The organism is Curtobacterium sp. ME12 (genome assembly GCF_903970855.1).
Lineage (GTDB): Bacteria > Actinomycetota > Actinomycetes > Actinomycetales > Microbacteriaceae > Curtobacterium > Curtobacterium poinsettiae_A.
Genome location: NZ_CAJCKD010000014.1, coordinates 69,829 through 85,768 on the forward strand (window position 1 = coordinate 69,829; position 15,940 = coordinate 85,768).

At 71.4% G+C, this 15,940-nt stretch carries 13 protein-coding genes; 7 read left to right on the top strand and 6 right to left on the bottom strand.

What is annotated here, in order from left to right; translation table 11 throughout:
- Nucleotides 1–75: 75 nt before the first annotated feature.
- The 4 genes from H7A73_RS09150 to H7A73_RS09165 form a co-directional block, all read right to left on the bottom strand.
- Nucleotides 76–1,623, bottom strand: coding sequence for an ABC transporter permease (locus tag H7A73_RS09150; protein ID WP_182065691.1), 1,548 nt, complete (start codon nucleotides 1,621–1,623; stop codon nucleotides 76–78).
- 129 nt (nucleotides 1,624–1,752) lie between these two features.
- The gene (locus H7A73_RS09155; protein WP_182065692.1) at nucleotides 1,753–2,463 is read right to left on the bottom strand and encodes a glycosyltransferase; all 711 of its coding nucleotides are present in this window, start codon (nucleotides 2,461–2,463) and stop codon (nucleotides 1,753–1,755) included.
- Complete coding sequence (locus tag H7A73_RS09160; protein WP_259362789.1) at nucleotides 2,460–3,815, bottom strand: bifunctional PIG-L family deacetylase/class I SAM-dependent methyltransferase; 1,356 nt, start codon at nucleotides 3,813–3,815, stop codon at nucleotides 2,460–2,462. Before H7A73_RS09160 ends, H7A73_RS09155 begins: the two co-directional genes overlap by 4 nt.
- Nucleotides 3,812–4,846, bottom strand: a complete 1,035-nt coding sequence (locus H7A73_RS09165; protein ID WP_182065694.1) for an acyl-CoA dehydrogenase family protein — start codon at nucleotides 4,844–4,846, stop codon at nucleotides 3,812–3,814. Before H7A73_RS09165 ends, H7A73_RS09160 begins: the two co-directional genes overlap by 4 nt.
- 103 nt (nucleotides 4,847–4,949) lie before the next feature.
- On the opposite strand from H7A73_RS09165, the gene H7A73_RS09170 reads away from it, so the two are divergent.
- From H7A73_RS09170 to rplL, 4 genes are all read left to right on the top strand, one after another.
- A complete protein-coding gene (locus H7A73_RS09170; RefSeq protein WP_110861513.1) occupies nucleotides 4,950–5,690 on the top strand; it encodes a response regulator transcription factor in 741 nt (246 codons plus the stop codon).
- Nucleotides 5,687–7,207, top strand: a complete 1,521-nt coding sequence (locus H7A73_RS09175; protein WP_182065695.1) for a sensor histidine kinase — start codon at nucleotides 5,687–5,689, stop codon at nucleotides 7,205–7,207. Before H7A73_RS09170 ends, H7A73_RS09175 begins: the two co-directional genes overlap by 4 nt.
- A gap of 283 nt (nucleotides 7,208–7,490) precedes the next feature.
- A complete protein-coding gene (gene rplJ, locus H7A73_RS09180; protein WP_182065696.1) occupies nucleotides 7,491–8,006 on the top strand; it encodes a 50S ribosomal protein L10 in 516 nt (171 codons plus the stop codon).
- Nucleotides 8,007–8,057: 51 nt separating this feature from the next.
- A complete protein-coding gene (gene rplL, locus H7A73_RS09185; RefSeq protein ID WP_027466380.1) occupies nucleotides 8,058–8,441 on the top strand; it encodes a 50S ribosomal protein L7/L12 in 384 nt (127 codons plus the stop codon).
- Nucleotides 8,442–8,602: 161 nt separating this feature from the next.
- Here rplL and H7A73_RS09190 read toward each other — a convergent pair whose 3' ends face one another.
- Both H7A73_RS09190 and H7A73_RS09195 read right to left on the bottom strand, forming a co-directional pair.
- A complete protein-coding gene (locus tag H7A73_RS09190; RefSeq protein ID WP_182065697.1) occupies nucleotides 8,603–9,361 on the bottom strand; it encodes a hypothetical protein in 759 nt (252 codons plus the stop codon).
- 357 nt (nucleotides 9,362–9,718) lie between these two features.
- Entirely contained in the window at nucleotides 9,719–11,143 is a 1,425-nt protein-coding gene (locus H7A73_RS09195; protein ID WP_182065698.1) for an amino acid permease, read from the bottom strand.
- 125 nt (nucleotides 11,144–11,268) lie between these two features.
- Here H7A73_RS09195 and H7A73_RS09200 point away from each other — a divergent pair, with 125 nt between their 5' ends.
- The 3 genes from H7A73_RS09200 (at nucleotide 11,269) to H7A73_RS09210 (ending at nucleotide 15,841) form a co-directional block, all read left to right on the top strand.
- Nucleotides 11,269–13,143: an ABC transporter ATP-binding protein gene (locus H7A73_RS09200; RefSeq protein WP_182065705.1), complete on the top strand. Its 1,875-nt coding sequence runs from the start codon at nucleotides 11,269–11,271 to the stop codon at nucleotides 13,141–13,143.
- Nucleotides 13,144–13,317: 174 nt separating this feature from the next.
- Nucleotides 13,318–14,682 carry a cystathionine beta-synthase gene (locus tag H7A73_RS09205; protein WP_110863383.1) on the top strand — a complete coding sequence of 455 codons (1,365 nt, stop codon included), beginning with the start codon at nucleotides 13,318–13,320 and terminating at the stop codon, nucleotides 14,680–14,682.
- A 13-nt stretch (nucleotides 14,683–14,695) separates the two neighbouring features.
- Nucleotides 14,696–15,841, top strand: a complete 1,146-nt coding sequence (locus H7A73_RS09210) for a cystathionine gamma-synthase (RefSeq protein ID WP_182065699.1) — start codon at nucleotides 14,696–14,698, stop codon at nucleotides 15,839–15,841.
- The last annotated feature ends 99 nt before the right edge of the window (nucleotides 15,842–15,940 follow it).

The following is a 15,940-nucleotide window of genomic DNA, read 5'->3' on the forward strand; positions in this document are numbered from 1 at the left end:
CCTCGCCGGTCGCGGTGTCGGTGCTGGTCACGGTTGCTCCTGTCGTCGGTTCGGTCGTGTCGGTGCGGCCGGGCATCAGGCCACGCTCCGGAGCGCCTCGGCCGGGCGGAGCCGGCTCGCGCGCCAGCCGCCGAGCGCGCCGGCGATGAGACCGCCGAGGATCGCGAGGCCGATCGCCAGCAGGATGATCTCGACGGTCACCGGGGCGTGCAGGACCACGTCGGTCGTCGACGCGGTGCTCGCGCCGCCGCCGAAGCCCCCGGCCGGTGCACCGCCCGTCGTGCCGCTGCCCGCGGCCGCGGTCGCTGCGCCGCCGGGCATGCCGCCGCCGCCACCGGCACCACCGCCGGTCGTGCTCGAGGCGCTCGCCGAGATCGTCGGACTGATGACGTTCACGACGAGGATGCCGACCAGGCCGGCCGCGGCGCCGAGCACGCCGCCGATCAGGCCCTGCACCAGGGACTCGCCGGCCACCTGTCGGGTGATGCGGCCGTTCGACCAGCCGATCGCCTTGAGGGTCCCGAACTCGCGGGTGCGGCGGGTCACGCCGGAGATCGTGAAGAGGATCGCGATGAGGAACGCCGCGGCGAGCACGACGATCGACAGCCACTTGCCGAGGTTCGAGACCAGGCTCGACGCGGTGCTGAGGGACCCGGAGACGCTCGAGGCCAGGTCGGCCTCGGTGGAGACGGTGGCGCTCGTCAGCTTCGCCTGCAGCGCGGACTTGATGGTGCTGACGTCGGAGGACGACTCGGCGGAGACGTAGATCGAGGTGACCTTGCCGTCGAGGTCGGCCAGTGCCTGCGCGGTGTCGAGCGGGATGTAGGTGTTCGAGCCCGTGGTCGAGGCCGAGCCGGTGGAGCTGACGATGCCGATGACGGTGAAGTCGGTGCCGCCGATGTCGACGGTGTCGCCGACCGCCTTGGACTCGCTCTTCGCGTACGACGCATCGAGCACGACCACGTCCTTGCCCGCGTCCTTCGCGGCGAAGGTGCGCCCCTTCGTGAGCTCGGTGCTCGTGAGCGGGCCGACCGCGGCGCCGGACACCGGGATGCCGGTCACCGTGAACGAGTCGACGCTGAACGACCCGCCGCCGAACCCGCCGCCACCGCCGGTGTCCCCGCTCGGCGGACCCTGTTGGGTCGTGCTGTCGCTGCTGGAGTCGCTGCTGCCGTCCGTGCTGCTGTCGTCGGTCGACTGCTGCTGGACCTGGCCGGAGAACGTGCTGTTCTCGAGGGTCAGCACACCCGTCGCGGCCTTGACGCCGTCGGTGCTCGTGATCGTGGACAGGTTCGCGGCGTTCAGGGTGCTCGTGCCGCGCGCGACCGCGAGCCGCGACTGCGACAGGTCGGTCGAGCCGCTGTCGTCGTCGCTGTCGCCCTGGCTGCCGAAGTCGAAGCTCGGACGCCCGCCGTTCGTCGACGCCGTCGCGGTCTTGGTGACGGTGATGTCGGTGCCGACGCCGTAGACGGACTGCAGGACGCTCGACTGCGCTGCCTGCACGCCACCCGAGATCGACGACACGATCACCACGAGGGCGATGGCCAGGGCCATCCCGATCGCGATGATGACCGTCTGCTTCTTGCGGTTCGTGAGTTCGCGCCTGAGGTAGGTCAGGAACATGGTTCTCCTCGGTGGTGGCCGGCTGGGGTCACCGGCCGCGCAGAGCACGCGGCGGGGCCGACGGAGGAGAACCTAGGCACGCTGTCGATGACCGACCCATCGCGCACCTGTGTGCCGGCTAAGGGCGGGTCAACCGACGTCGCCGTACCGCCGGCGCAGGTGCTCCGCGTACCCGCCGGGGGTCCGGCCGGCGAAGCGCCCGCTCGTGACGACGGGCAGGTCGACGGTGGCGTCCACCCGGAAGCCGAGCGCCCGCGCCCGGGCGACCAGCCGCGCGTCCTCGTGCTCGGGCACCGGGTCGAACCCGCCGAGGCTGACGTAGGCCGCGGCGAGCACGCCGAGGTTCGCGCCGTGCACGTGGCCGAGGGCAGCACCCGGCGGGTGCGCCCGCGTCCACCGGTCGAGCACCGCGGGCGCCAGGTCGTCCGGGTCGGGGACGACGGCACCGACGAGCACCTGCGCACCAGAGGCGAGGGCGTCGGACTGCTGGACGAGCCACCGTTCGTGCACGCGCGAATCGGCGTCGGTGTGGGCGAGCCACCGGGCTGCCGGGTCGCCGTCGTGCGCACGGAGCGCGTGCGTCGCCCCGATGGTCCGTGCCCGACCGACCCCGACACGATCCGTGGTCAGGACGTCGACCGGGTACCGCTCGACCACCGGAGCGGTGCCGTCCGTGCAACCGTCGAGCACCACCGTGACGGCGGCGTCGACCCCGGGCCGCTCCGTGGCGAGCCGGTCGACGGCCACCAGGAGCGCGTCGAGACACGCGGCGATCCGGTCCTCCTCGTCGTGCGCGGGGACGACGACGTCGATGCGTGCACGCGGTTCCGGTCGGCTCACCGGACGATCCCCTCGGCCCGGGCCACCGAGGTGACCGCCGGGCCGGGCAGGACGCTCAGGACGAAGTCCTCCTCCACGTGTCGGAGCAGGGCGGGGCGCGGCCACCGTTCGGTCAGCCGCGCGTCCACCGCGTCGCCGCTCGAGACCGCCTCGTCGTCGGGGTGCCGCCAGTGGCAGGCCACGAGCACGCCGTCGTCGTCGAGCGACCCGAGCACGCGGTCGATCGTCGCGTCGAGGTCGGCGGGCGACAGGTAGTACCCGACCTCGGACATCACCACCAGGTCCCAGCGCCCGTCCGGCCACTCCACCGGCAGGGCAGCCTGCACGAACCGAGCGGTCGGGGCGCGACGGGCAGCACGATCCAGCGGCGCAGCCGAGATGTCCGTGCCGAGCACGTCGTCCGCGCGCTCGGCGAGGGCTGCGGTCAGGACGCCGGTCGCGCAGCCGAGCTCGAGTGCCGACCGGAAGCGCGGGCGGGGGAGCGCCGCCAGCGTCACGGCACGCTTGCGCTGCTCGTACCAGGACCCGTCGAAGTCCCATCCCTCGGGCTTCCGGTCGTAGTGGGCGTCGAACGACTCGCGAGACCGCGACGCGGCGGCCCCCGGCGCGAAGAACCACTCCGTCGTCCGCAGGTGGTGGGCGGCGTGCCGGTCGTCGACGATCGCCTCGTCCCCCGGCGCGGGCGACAGGGGCCGGGTCTGCGACGGGTAGGCGTCGAGTGCGGCTCGCTTCCGGGCGACGAGGTCGTCGGGCAGCGACAGGGCCCGGACGTCGTCCCACGGGGCGACGGAGTGGCCCGGGTCGTCCCAGTGCCAGGCCCAGATCGGGTACGCGAGCAGGTCGACGTCGGCGGCGCTCGCCGCGGCGGCCTCGGCGACCTCGCCGGCGATGCGGTGGTCGCGGTGCCCGTCCCCGCGCCACGGCGCGACGAGCAGCACGGGGCGGGCGACGTCGGCGAGCACCGTGGCCAGGGTGTCGACGACACGGTCCCGGTGTTCGCGGGTCGCACCGTCCGCGATCCCCACCGAGGTCGACGTCACGCCGGGGTGCAGGGTGCGCAGGGCCGCCACGAACTCCGCGTCGCGGGCGGCGGCGAGTGCCTCCGGGCTCGTCGTGGGGGAGTCCGGGTGGGAGCGCTCGCCGCGGGTCAGGAGCAGCACGTGCACGGGGACGCCGGCCGCTGCAGCGGCCGCGATCAGCCCACCGGCGCCGAGGGTCTCGTCGTCGGGGTGGGGTGCGACGACCACCACCGACCCCACACCGGCCAGGTCGATCGCCGGGGCGTCCAGGCCGTCGAGGAATCCCGTCCACGCCGCCGGGTCGGTGCCCGGCTCGCGGTGGTCGAAGCTCACCACGCGACGCCGCCGCGCTCGAGCACCATCCGGCCGATGCGGGCGAGGTCGCGGGCGCCGTGGTCCTGCAGGACGTAGAGCTCGAGGTCGGCGACCCGCGCGGCGACGGTGGGGTCGGCGGTCAGCGGTGCCGGGCCGATCGTCGAGACCACCCGCTCGCGCACCGCGTCGACCGAACGGCGCACCCGCGACCGGACGGTCTGGGCGAGCAGCCGCCAGTCGGTGTCGTCGGAGGCCGCGTCGGGATCGTCGATCCGGGCGGCGGCGTCGGCGAGCGCGTCCTCGGCGTCGGCGAGGTCGGCCACGGTGGCGCCGAGGGCGGCCTGCAGCAGCTCGGACTCCGGGTGCGCCGACGCGGTGTCACGGAGCACCCGGGCGAGTCCGAGAGCACCGCCCCACCAGCAGGCGGCGACGCCGATGCCGCCCCACGCGAAGCCCGGACGTCGCAGGTACCAACCGGGCGCGCCGACGGGTCGTGCCCGGACGCCGTCGAAGTCGACCGGTCCGCTCGGCACGTCCGGCAGGCCGCGTGCGACCCAGGCGTCGTCGTGCACGGTGACCCCGGGCTGGCGCAGGTCCACGGCGACGAGGACCCGCTCGTCGCCCAGGTGAGCGGTGACCAGCGCGTGCGAGAGCGTCGAGGCGAGCGAGCACCACGGCTTCGTGCCGTGCAGCAGGACCGAGCCGTCGTGCTGCGGTGCGGCGTCGAGTCGGAGGCCCGGCCCCTCGGCCGCGAAGACGCCCCAGGTCGAGCCGTCCGGGGCGTCGACCCCGGCCTGCGCGAGGATCCCGAGCGCGTCCAGGTGCGGTTCGACGGTGCGGGCGGTGGCGACGTCCGCCGCGGCGAGCGCGGCGAGCGTGCCGAAGAACCCGCCGGCCGTGCCGGATGACAGGGGTGGGGTGGTGGCGGCGACCGCTCGTGCGACCGCGAGGCGGTCCGTCGGTGCCGAGCCGGGCCTCCCGGTCGTCCGTTCGATCCGCGCGGTGTCCAGGTGCCGGGCCGACGCGGGCCAGGCTGCAGATCGCAACATGTCTCCACCGTACGGAGGAGGAGATGTGGACGCGTCCTCGATCCACAGAACGCACAGGGGCGCCCCACAGAGCGCTCATAGGAACTTCTCGATACTCGAAGACGTGACCATCTCCCAGCCTGCAGCAGCCCCGCGCCTCACGCGTGCCGACGGAACCCCGTTGCGCATCCTGGTCGTCGACGACGAAGCCAGCCTCACCGACCTGTTGTCCATGGCGCTCCGCTACGAGGGCTGGGACGTCAAGAGTGCGAACGGCGGGCAGGACGCCCTGACGACCGCACGGGAGTTCAAGCCGGACGCGATGGTGCTCGACGTCATGATGCCGGACCTCGACGGGTTGCAGGTGCTGAGCCGGCTGCGGCAGAACAACGACGACACCCCGGTGCTCTTCCTCACCGCGAAGGACTCCGTCGAGGACCGGGTCACCGGGCTCACCGCGGGCGGCGACGACTACGTCACCAAGCCGTTCTCCCTCGAGGAGGTCGTGGCGCGTCTGCGGGGACTCATCCGCCGCTCGCAGATCTCGATCTCCGAGGCCGGGGACTCCCGCATCGTGGTCGGCGACCTGGTGCTCGACGAGGAGTCGTACGAGGTCTCGCGTGCGGGTCGGCCGATCGAGCTCACCGCGACCGAGTTCGAGCTGCTCCGCTTCCTGATGCGCAACCCCCGCCGCGTGCTCTCGAAGGCGCAGATCCTGGACCGCGTGTGGTCGTACGACTTCGGCGGCAAGTCGTCGGTCGTCGAGATCTACATCTCCTACCTGCGCAAGAAGATCGACGCCGGTGAGACCCCGATGATCCACACGGTGCGCGGCGTCGGGTACGTCATCAAGCCGACCTCGTGACCCTGCGGCGCCGGCTCGTCCTGAGCATCGTCGCCCTCGTCGTCGCCGTCAGCGCGGTGATCGGCGGGGCCAGCCTCATCGCGCTCTTCTCGATCCAGACCAGCGCGATCGACAAGCAGATCACGAGTGCCACGCACCGGGCGCAGCGGTACCTGCAGCAGAACCAGTCGGGGCAGCCGAGCATCGACCTGTCCCGACCGTCCGGGCAGGCGGCCGGCACGCTGACGGCGTACTTCGTCGACGGCCAGGTCGTGATCGCGAACGTGCTCGACGACTACGGCCGCCCGAGCGGGATCCCGCAGGCGAGCGCCGAGGCACTGGGATCCGTCCGCGTGGACGCCGCCCCGGAGACGATCGACCTCGGCTCGGACGTCGGACGGTACCGTCTGGCCGCCGTCAACGTCGGCCCGGCCGTCCTGGTCGTGGGGCTCCCGATGGCACCCGTCTACGACAGCGTCTGGAAGCTCTTCGCGGGGGTCCTCTCCGTCCTGGCAGCCGCACTGGTCGCCGGTTCGGTCGTCGCCGCGTTCGTGGTCCGGCAGTCGCTCCGCCCGCTCGAGCGCGTCGCCGAGACCGCCTCCACCGTCGCGCGCATGCCGCTCGACCGCAGCGACGCCCTCGACGGCGTCCGCGTGCCCGACACCGACCCCCGCACGGAGGTCGGCCGGGTCGGCAGCGCGTTCAACCGCATGCTGGGGCACATCGGCAGTGCGATGCAGGCGCGGGAACGCTCGGAGCAGAAGGTGCGGCAGTTCGTCGCCGACGCCTCGCACGAGCTCCGGACCCCGCTCGCCTCGGTGCGCGGGTACGCCGAGCTCACCCGGCGCATGGGCGGCGACCTGCCGGAGGACGTCGTCTACGCCATGAGCCGCATCGAGTCCGAGTCCATCCGGATGACCTCGATGGTGGAGGACCTGCTGCTCCTCGCCCGGCTCGACGAAGGCCGCGAGATCCAGTTCGCCGAGGTCGACCTGACCGGCCTGGTGCTCGACGCCGTCAACGATGCGCACGCCGCCTCACCGGAGCACCCCATCGAGGTCGACGTCCCGCCGGAACCGGTGACGATCACGGGCGACGCCGCACGCCTGCACCAGGTCATCGTGAACCTCGTCACGAACGCCCGGACCCACACGCCCGAGGGCACCCGCATCACGGTGGGCCTCGCCCCGGTCGACGGCGGCGTGGACCTGACCGTCCGCGACACCGGCCAGGGTATCGACCCGGAGTTCCTGCCGAAGCTGTTCGAGCGCTTCGCCCGGGCGGACAGTTCGCGGTCCCGCACGGTCGGGTCGACCGGTCTGGGGCTCGCCATCGTGGACGCGGTCGTGCAGGCGCACGGCGGTCGGGTCGAGGTCACGAGTGAGCCGGGGGACACCGTCTTCACGGTGCACCTGCCCCGCGACCCGGCTGCGGCTGCCGCCGCGGCAGGGGCCGTCGCGTCGACGGCCGACCCGGCCGACCCGGCCGGGTCGGCGGACTGGTCGGCGACACCCGCCGCGGTGGACGGCGCCCACTGACGGTCGGGAGGCGCGGGGCGGGGCCGCCCCGCGCCTCCGGTGGGGGTGTTTGGTGACGCCCACGGCGTCTGGTACAGTTCTCGAAGCCAAAGACCGCCGGATGTCGTGCTGCTCGCAACGTGTTTGTGAACATCGTGACCGAAGGTCCTCACTCGTGAGGCATCCCGCGCAGGTGTTCCGAACCACTCCCACCATCTGGTGAGAGCAGCTCCGAGCCTCTGCGCCGGAGCTTTTTTCGTTCGTGGACCTGGGGCTGCCGGCAAGACCCCCCCCAAGGAGAACCATGGCGAACAAGGAAGCTGCGGTCGCCGAGCTCACGGAGTCCTTCCGTAGCTCGAACGCCGTTCTGCTCACCGAGTACCGCGGTCTCACGGTCGCGCAGCTCAAGGAGCTCCGCAACTCGATCCGTGAGCACGCCACGTACGCCGTGGTGAAGAACACGCTGACCAAGATCGCGGCGAACAACGCCGGCATCTCGTCGTTCGACGACGAGCTCGCCGGTCCGTCCGCTCTCGCCTTCGTCCACGGTGACACCGTCGCCGTCGCGAAGTCGCTGCGTGCATTCGCCAAGGCGAACCCCGAGCTCGTGGTGAAGGGTGGTTACTTCGACGGTAACCCGCTCTCCGCGACCGAGGTGGACAAGCTCGCCGACCTCGAGTCCCGTGAAGTGCTGCTCGGCAAGCTCGCCGGCGCACTCAAGGCCTCGCTGTTCGGTGCTGCGTACCTGTTCCAGGCACCCCTCTCGCAGGCCGTCCGCACCGTGGACGCCCTTCGCGAGAAGCAGGAGTCCGCGGCCTGATCAGGCTCGCGTTCATCAACCACACGTACTAGCTAGTAGTAGGAGAAAATCATGGCGAAGCTTTCGCAGGACGAGCTCATCGAGGCCTTCAAGGAGCTCACGCTCATCGAGCTCTCGGACTTCGTGAAGAAGTTCGAAGAGGTCTTCGAGGTCACCGCGGCCGCCCCGGTCGCCGCTGCCGCCCCCGCCGGCGCAGCTGCTCCGGCCGAGGCCGCTGAGGAGAAGACCGAGTTCGACGTCATCCTCAAGTCCGCTGGTGACAAGAAGATCCAGGTCATCAAGGAGGTCCGTGGCCTGACGTCGCTCGGCCTCGGTGAGGCCAAGGCGCTCGTCGAGACCGCCGACGCCAAGATCCTCGAGGGTGCGAACAAGGAGACCGCCGACAAGGCGAAGGCGACCCTCGAGGCCGCTGGCGCCACGATCGAGCTCGCGTAGTCTCGACCGTTCCGGTCACGAAGGCCGCTGCCCCTCGGGGCGGCGGCCTTCGTCGTGTGCGGGTGGCGCCTTTCGCCGAGACTCGGCTGAGCGGACACTTTGCCGGCCGCTGGAGCGCGAAGTTGTCCGTTGAGCCGAGACTCGACTGTCGCCGGTGCCGCTCACGGAGTGATCGACACCCCGTGCGATCGGAGCAGCGCACGGAACCGGTCGAGGCTCTCGAGGTGCCACCATGTCACTCGGATGACGGACCGAACTCCTCGGTGGGTACGGATGCGGTCCTCCCGGCGCTTCTCCTGCCAGAGGACCTCGCCGGGATCGCGACCTGCGAGCATCTCGCGGTCGACGTACTTCTGCTTGCCATCGAACTCGACGACGACTCCGGCGTCGGGCAACCAGAAGTCGACTCGGTCGCGGAACCCGTTCGTGATGAACTCATGCTGCCGCTGGATGTTGGTCACTCCCAGTTGCACGAGTCGGATCGAAGAGTAGGACTCACCGGGAGACTCGTGTGCCGGATCGAGCGCAGCGGCGACGAGCCGAGCCCTCCGGCCACCGCGTGATGCGGGCGGCGGCAGGTGCTCCTCGAACACTTTCCTGTCGAGCGCCTTCGTTCGCACTGCATGGTCGATGGCCACGGCGGCGACCGCCGGGTCGCACGTTCGCGCGACGGCCATCGCCGTTCCGAGCGCATCGACCACGGGGACGCCGTCGAATCGACTGGGGCCGAGGCGTAGGCCAGCGGGGTCGATGCCGTGTCGGATGAGCCCGACCCGGTGTTCGACACCGACCAGCTTCCAGTCGACGACGTGGATCCGTTCCGGAGCCGGCCCGATCAACGGCCAGCCATGGATGAGTGCAGCCGTGACGTGGGAGAACGCGCTGGTCGAACTCAGGTCAGGAGCGAGAGCCCAAGCCATGGCGAGGTGTTTGTCCGATGTGTCGAGTGCATCCCACACCCGCTTGTCGAGGTAGACACCCGCACGGAGCCGGATGACTCGCCCAGCGGCATGGAGCCGTCGGAGTTGTCGTGCTTGCGATGGATCCGATCGCTCGGCGCGGAGGAGATCGGGGCGTGTCCGGTGAAGCTGCATGATGCGAGTGTGCGGACTCGGGTCTGCGCTGTGAGCCCTCCTGCGGGATCTGTGGAGAGCGCAGGTGCGCGATCGTCCCGAGGAATGTGCCGAGTCTCGTCCGAGCAGACACTCTCGGGCCTTCGTGAGCCGTGGAAAGTCCGCCTGGCCGAGACTCGGCGCGGTGTGCGGGTCGCGGGCGCGTCAGCGCAGGGTGCTGTGGCGGCGGCCGTAGGCCAGGTAGAGCAGGGCGCCGGCGACCATCCAGATGCCGAAGGCGATCCAGGTGGTGGCGCCGAGGAACACCGCGAGCAGCACGCAGCTCAGGGTGCCGAGGATCGGCACGACGGGGAACAGCGGCACCCGGTACGAGCGCTCCAGGTCGGGCTGCGAGCGGCGGAGCACGATGACGGACACGTTCACCAGGGCGAATGCGACGAGGGTGCCGATGCTCGTGGCGTCGGCGAGTTCCCCGAGGGGCACGAGCGCGGCGACGATCGTCACGGCGATGCCGATGATGAGCGTGTTCGCGATCGGGGTGCCGGTGCGACGGGAGACCCGCCCGAAGACCTTCGGTACCAGGCCGTCGCGGGACATCGTGAGCAGGATGCGGGTCTGGCCGTACAGGACGGTGAGCACGACGCTGGCGATGGCGACGACGGCGCCGATCGAGAACACCAGGGCGACGAGCGGCTGCCCCGTGACGTCGACGACGATGCGGACGAGCGACGCCTCGGACGACGAGAACGCGGTCCACGAGCGGGCCCCGACGGCAGCGATCGCGACGAGGATGTACAGCGCCGTGATGAGCGCGATCGAGCCGATGATCGCCCGGGGCAGGTCACGGCGGGGGTTCTCGGCCTCTTCACCGGCGGTCGAGGCGGCATCGAAGCCGATGTACGAGAAGAACAGCCGCGACGCGGCGGCGGTGACCCCGGCGGCGCCCATCGGGGCCAACGGTTCGAAGTTCTGCGCCTGGAACGCCGTGAACGCCACGACGACGAAGAAGACCAGCAGGGCGATCTTGACGATGACCATGACCGTGTTCACCCAGGCGCTCTCGCGGGCACCGGGCAGCAGCACGGCGGTGGCGAGCAGGACCAGGACCGCCGCGGGCAGGTTGACCACGCCGCCGTCGACCGGGGGAGCGGCGAGTGCGGTGGGCAGGTGCAGCCCGAACACGCGGAGGGTCTCGTCGACGTACTCGCTGGCACCCACGGCGACCGCGGCCACCGAGACGGCGTACTCGAGCACGAGGCACCAGCCGCAGATCCACGCGATGCCCTCGCCCATCGTGGCGTAGGTGTACGAGTAGCTGGACCCCGAGGTCGGGACGGCGCCCGCCATCTCGGCGTACGACAGCGCGGACAGCAGTGCGGCGATCCCCGCGACGACGAACGAGATCCAGACGGCGGGACCGGCGAGCGGGACCGCGGTGCCGAGGACGACCAGGATGCCGGTGCCGAGCGTGGCCCCGACGCTGATCATCGTCAGCTGCCAGACCCCGAGCGATCGGCGGAGCGGTTCACCGTTCACACCACGGGAGGCTTCGGCCTGCAGCTGCTCGATCGGCTTGCGGCGGGCGAGCTGCGCCCCCAGGGACGTGGGACGTGACGGCGCGGACGACATGGGACCTCGGTGGTGCGGGGACGGGGACGGCACATGCTCGCACGCCCCCTGAACGGGGTCAAATACTGCGGTGCCGTGGAGGGGCGCTCGATGTCCGAGCGCGGGGCTACGGTGGCCTCATGAGCATGGGACACGGCGGGCGAGGCGGCGTTCCGCGCGGGGGCGGGCGCATCTCGAGCGGCGACTTCCGCGCGCAGAAGGCCGCCAACGCCGAGGCGCCGAAGATCCCGCACCTGGTCCGCCGCATCGCAGCGTTGTTCGAGCCGCACCGCCGGGCGATCATGCTCACGGTCGTCCTCGTGCTGGTCGGCGCGGCCATCTCGGTCGTGCCGCCGCTGCTCACCCAGCAGGCGTTCGACCGGGGACTGTTCCCGCCGTCGGGTCGCCCCGACGTGCCCGTGCTGATCGAGCTCGTGTCCGCGATGGTCCTGCTCTGGATCGCGAGCGCGGGGGTCGGCGTCTGGCAGACGTACCTGACCGCGACGGTCGGCAACAAGGTCATGGGTGCGATGCGGATGCGCCTGTTCGCGCACCTGCAGCGGATGGAGCTCGCGTTCTTCACACGCACCAAGACCGGCGTCATCCAGTCGCGCCTGCAGAACGACGTCGGTGGCGTGGCGAGCGTGCTGAACAACACGATCTCGTCGGTGCTCGGCAACACCGTGACCGTGATCGCCGCCGTGGTCGCGATGCTCCTGCTGAGCTGGCAGATGACGCTGGTCGCCGTGGTCCTGCTGCCACTGCTCGTGATCGCGCAGCGTCGTGTCGGCCAGGTCCGGGCCCGCATCGCCGCGCAGACGCAGGAGTCGCTGTCCGACATGACGGCCATCACGCAGGAGGCGCTGAGCGTCTCGGGCATCCTGCTCGCGAAGAGCTTCAACCAACAGGCCAGCGAGACCCGCCGCTACGGGGCCGAGAACCGCAACCAGATCACCCTGCAGGTACGCCAGCAGATGTCCGGGCAGTGGTTCTTCGCGATCGTGCAGATCTTCCTGTCGATCATCCCGGCGATCATCTACGTCGTCGCCGCGTACCTGATCATCGGCGACGTCCCGATCACGGCGGGCACGATCGTCGCGTTCACGACGGTGCAGTCCCGGCTGCTGTTCCCGACGGTCGGGCTGCTGCGCGTGGTCCTCGACCTGCAGACCTCCGGTGCGCTCTTCGCCCGCATCTTCGAGTACTTCGACCTCCAGCCCGCCATCACGGACTCGCCGACCGCCCGGCCCGTGGACGAGTCGAAGGTCGGCCACGTCGCCTTCGACGACGTCGTCTTCACCTACCCCGACGGCAAAGCCGACAAGCCGACCCTGCGCGGAGTGTCGTTCGAGCTCCGCCCCGGGCAGTTCGCGGCCTTCGTCGGTCCCTCCGGCGCGGGCAAGACGACGGTGTCCTACCTGGTGCCCCGGCTGTACGAGGCGACCGAGGGATCGGTGCGGTTCGCCGGGCAGGACGTCCGCGACCTGGTGCACGAGGACCTGATGCGGCACGTCGGCATCGTGAGCCAGGAGACGTACCTGTTCCACGCCACGATCGGCGAGAACCTGCGGTACGCCAAGCCCGACGCCACCGACGACGAGCTCGAGCGTGCGGCCCGTGCGGCGAACATCCACGACACGATCGCGTCGTTCCCGGACGGCTACGACACCGTCGTGGGGGAGCGCGGCTACCGTCTGTCCGGTGGTGAGAAGCAGCGCATCGCCATCGCGCGGGTCATGCTGAAGGACCCGCCGGTGCTCGTCCTCGACGAGGCCACCAGTGCACTCGACTCCATCTCGGAGCACGTCGTGCAGACGGCGCTCGACACGGCGGCCGCCGGTCGGACCACCATCTCGATCGCGCACCGGCTGTCGACGATCCGCGACGCCGACGTCATCTTCGTCCTCGACCACGGTCAGATCGTCGAGCAGGGCACGCACGACGAACTCCTCGCCCTCGACGGCACGTACGCGCAGCTGCACCGGCAGCAGAACACGTCGGCGGACGTCTTCCACCCCTGACGGTCGTGGTCGCGACCGGGCGCCGGACGCCGAGGCCCGTGGCGGCGTCCGCACGGGCCTCCCGTCCGGCGCGCAGCGCGACCAGGGCACGCCGTCCGCCGCGGAGTCCCGGTGCGCTGTCCGCGCACGACACATCCCAGCGGGACGCGGGGACCGCGTCCTAGACTCGACGCCGTGCGTTACGCGAACTCCGTCGTCGACCTCGTCGGCGACACCCCGCTCGTCAAGCTCAACCGGGTGACCGAGGGGGTGCGGGCGACCATCCTGGTGAAGGTCGAGTACCTGAACCCCGGTGGGTCGTCCAAGGACCGCATCGCTACCCGGATCATCGACGCGGCCGAGGCCTCCGGAGACCTGCGCCCCGGTGGCACCATCGTCGAACCGACCTCCGGCAACACCGGCGTCGGTCTGGCCCTGGTCGCCCAGCAGCGCGGATACCGGTGCGTCTTCGTGCTGCCCGACAAGGTCGGCGAGGACAAGCGCAACGTGCTGACGGCGTACGGCGCCGAGATCGTCGTGACCCCGACCGCGGTCGCACCGGAGCACCCCGAGTCCTACTACTCGGTGTCCGACCGGCTCGTTCAGGAGATCCCCGGCGCCTACAAGCCGAACCAGTACGCGAACCCGAACGGTCCCCGCAGCCACTACGAGACCACCGGACCGGAGATCTGGCGCGACACCGAGGGGCAGATCACCCACTTCGTCGCGGGCGTCGGCACCGGCGGCACGATCTCCGGCACCGGACGGTACCTGAAGGAGGCGTCCGACGGCGGCGTCCGCATCGTGGGTGCCGACCCCGAGGGCTCCGTGTACTCCGGCGGCACCGGGCGCCCGTACCTGGTCGAGGGCGTCGGCGAGGACTTCTGGCCGAGCGCGTACGACGCCGGCGTGCCGGACGAGATAATCGCGGTGTCGGACGCCGACTCCTTCGCGATGACCCGGCGCCTGGCGCGCGAGGAGGGACTGCTCGTCGGCGGTTCCAGCGGCATGGCCGTCGTCGCGGCGCTCCGCGCGGCCCGTGACCTCACCGAGGACGACGTCGTCGTCGTGCTGCTGCCGGACGGCGGCCGCGGCTACCTCGGCAAGATCTTCAACGACCGCTGGATGCGCTCCTACGGGTTCGCCGAGACCGACGACGAGCGCACCGTCGGCTCGCTCATCGCCGGCAAGGACGGCCGCCTGCCCGACCTGGTGCACGCGCATCCGGCCGACACCGTGCGAGACGTCGTCGACATCATGACCAAGTACGGCGTCTCGCAGATGCCCGTGCTCAGTGCGGAGCCGCCCGTCGTCATCGGCGAGGTCGTCGGCGCCGTCGAGGAGAAGGCACTGCTCGAGCAGGTGTTCACCGGCACCGCGAAGATGTCGGACGCGCTCACCGGCTTCGTCGGCGACCCGCTGCCGCTCATCGGCGTCGGCGAGTCGGTCTCCGCGGCGCGTCGTGCGCTCGAGTCGGCCGACGCGCTCCTCGTCGTCGCGGACGGCAAGCCCGTCACCGTGCTGACCCGGCACGACCTCCTCACCTACCTCTCCGAGTAAGGAACCACCGAGCATGACCGAGTTCAGCACCCGGGCCGTCCACGCCGGCCAGGAGCCCGACGAGACCACCGGCGCCGTCATCCCGCCGATCCACCTGACGTCGACGTACGTGCAGGACGGCGTCGGCGGCATGCGCAACGGCTACGAGTACTCACGCGCCGGCAACCCGACGCGTGACTCGCTGCAGGTGCTCCTGGCCGACCTCGACGGCGGCGTCGCGGCGTCGTCGTTCGCGTCCGGGCTCGCCGCCGAGGACGCCCTGCTCCGCGCCGCGCTGGTCCCCGGCGGCCGCGTCGTGATGGGCAACGACGTGTACGGCGGCACCCACCGCCTGGTGAGCCGGCTGCACGTGCCGTGGGGCGTCGAGCTCGTCGTCGTCGACATGAGCGACCTCGACCAGGTCCGCGCGGCGCTGCAGGGCGCACCGGCCACCACCGTGCTGTGGGTCGAGACGCCGACGAACCCGCTCATGAAGATCGCCGACATCGCCGCGCTCGCGACCCTCGGGCACGAGTCGGGCGCACTGGTGGTCGTCGACAACACGTTCGCGTCGCCGTACCTGCAGCAGCCGCTGTCGCTCGGCGCCGACGTCGTCGTGTACTCGACCACGAAGTACCTCGGCGGACACTCCGACGTCGTCGGCGGAGCCGTCGTGCTGGCGGACGAAGAGCTCGCGGCGAAGGTGCAGTTCCTGCAGTTCGGCGCCGGTGCGATCTCGTCGCCGTTCGACGCCTACCTGACCACCCGTGGCATCAAGACGCTCGCGGTGCGCATGGAGCGGCACTCGCGGAACGCGCAGGCCGTCGCCGAGGCGCTCGTCGTCGCGCCCGGCGTCGAGCGCGTCTACTACCCGGGCCTGCCCGACCACCCGGGGCACGACATCGCCGCACGCCAGATGCGCGGCTTCGGCGGGATGCTCTCGGTCGCACTGTCCGGCGGCGCCGAGGCGGCGAAGCGGTTCGCGGAGTCGACGGAGCTGTTCGCCCTGGCCGAGTCGCTCGGTGGTGTGGAGTCGCTCATCGGGTACCCGAGCGAGATGACCCACGCGTCGGTGAAGGGCACCGAGCTCGCCGTGCCGGAGAACGTCGTCCGGCTGTCGGTGGGCATCGAGGACGCCGACGACCTGGTGGCGGACCTGGAGCAGGCGCTGGCGCGCTGACGCCGGCCCCGCTGACGCGGGACGGCGGGGCGCGGGGCGACGGGGCGCAGGACGGCGGGGCGCGGGGCGACGGGGCGCAGGACGGCGGGGCGCAGGACG

What these genes read in the sequence shown, in the direction of transcription:
- H7A73_RS09200 (WP_182065705.1), top strand. Translation starts at nt 11,269, where the DNA reads ATGGGACACGGCGGGCGAGGCGGCGTTCCGCGCGGGGGCGGGCGCATC.
- H7A73_RS09195 (WP_182065698.1), bottom strand. Translation starts at nt 11,143, where the DNA reads ATGTCGTCCGCGCCGTCACGTCCCACGTCCCTGGGGGCGCAGCTCGCC.
- H7A73_RS09190 (WP_182065697.1), bottom strand. Translation starts at nt 9,361, where the DNA reads ATGGCTTGGGCTCTCGCTCCTGACCTGAGTTCGACCAGCGCGTTCTCC.
- H7A73_RS09150 (WP_182065691.1), bottom strand. Translation starts at nt 1,623, where the DNA reads ATGTTCCTGACCTACCTCAGGCGCGAACTCACGAACCGCAAGAAGCAG.
- rplL (WP_027466380.1), top strand. Translation starts at nt 8,058, where the DNA reads ATGGCGAAGCTTTCGCAGGACGAGCTCATCGAGGCCTTCAAGGAGCTC.
- rplJ (WP_182065696.1), top strand. Translation starts at nt 7,491, where the DNA reads ATGGCGAACAAGGAAGCTGCGGTCGCCGAGCTCACGGAGTCCTTCCGT.
- H7A73_RS09210 (WP_182065699.1), top strand. Translation starts at nt 14,696, where the DNA reads ATGACCGAGTTCAGCACCCGGGCCGTCCACGCCGGCCAGGAGCCCGAC.
- H7A73_RS09165 (WP_182065694.1), bottom strand. Translation starts at nt 4,846, where the DNA reads ATGTTGCGATCTGCAGCCTGGCCCGCGTCGGCCCGGCACCTGGACACC.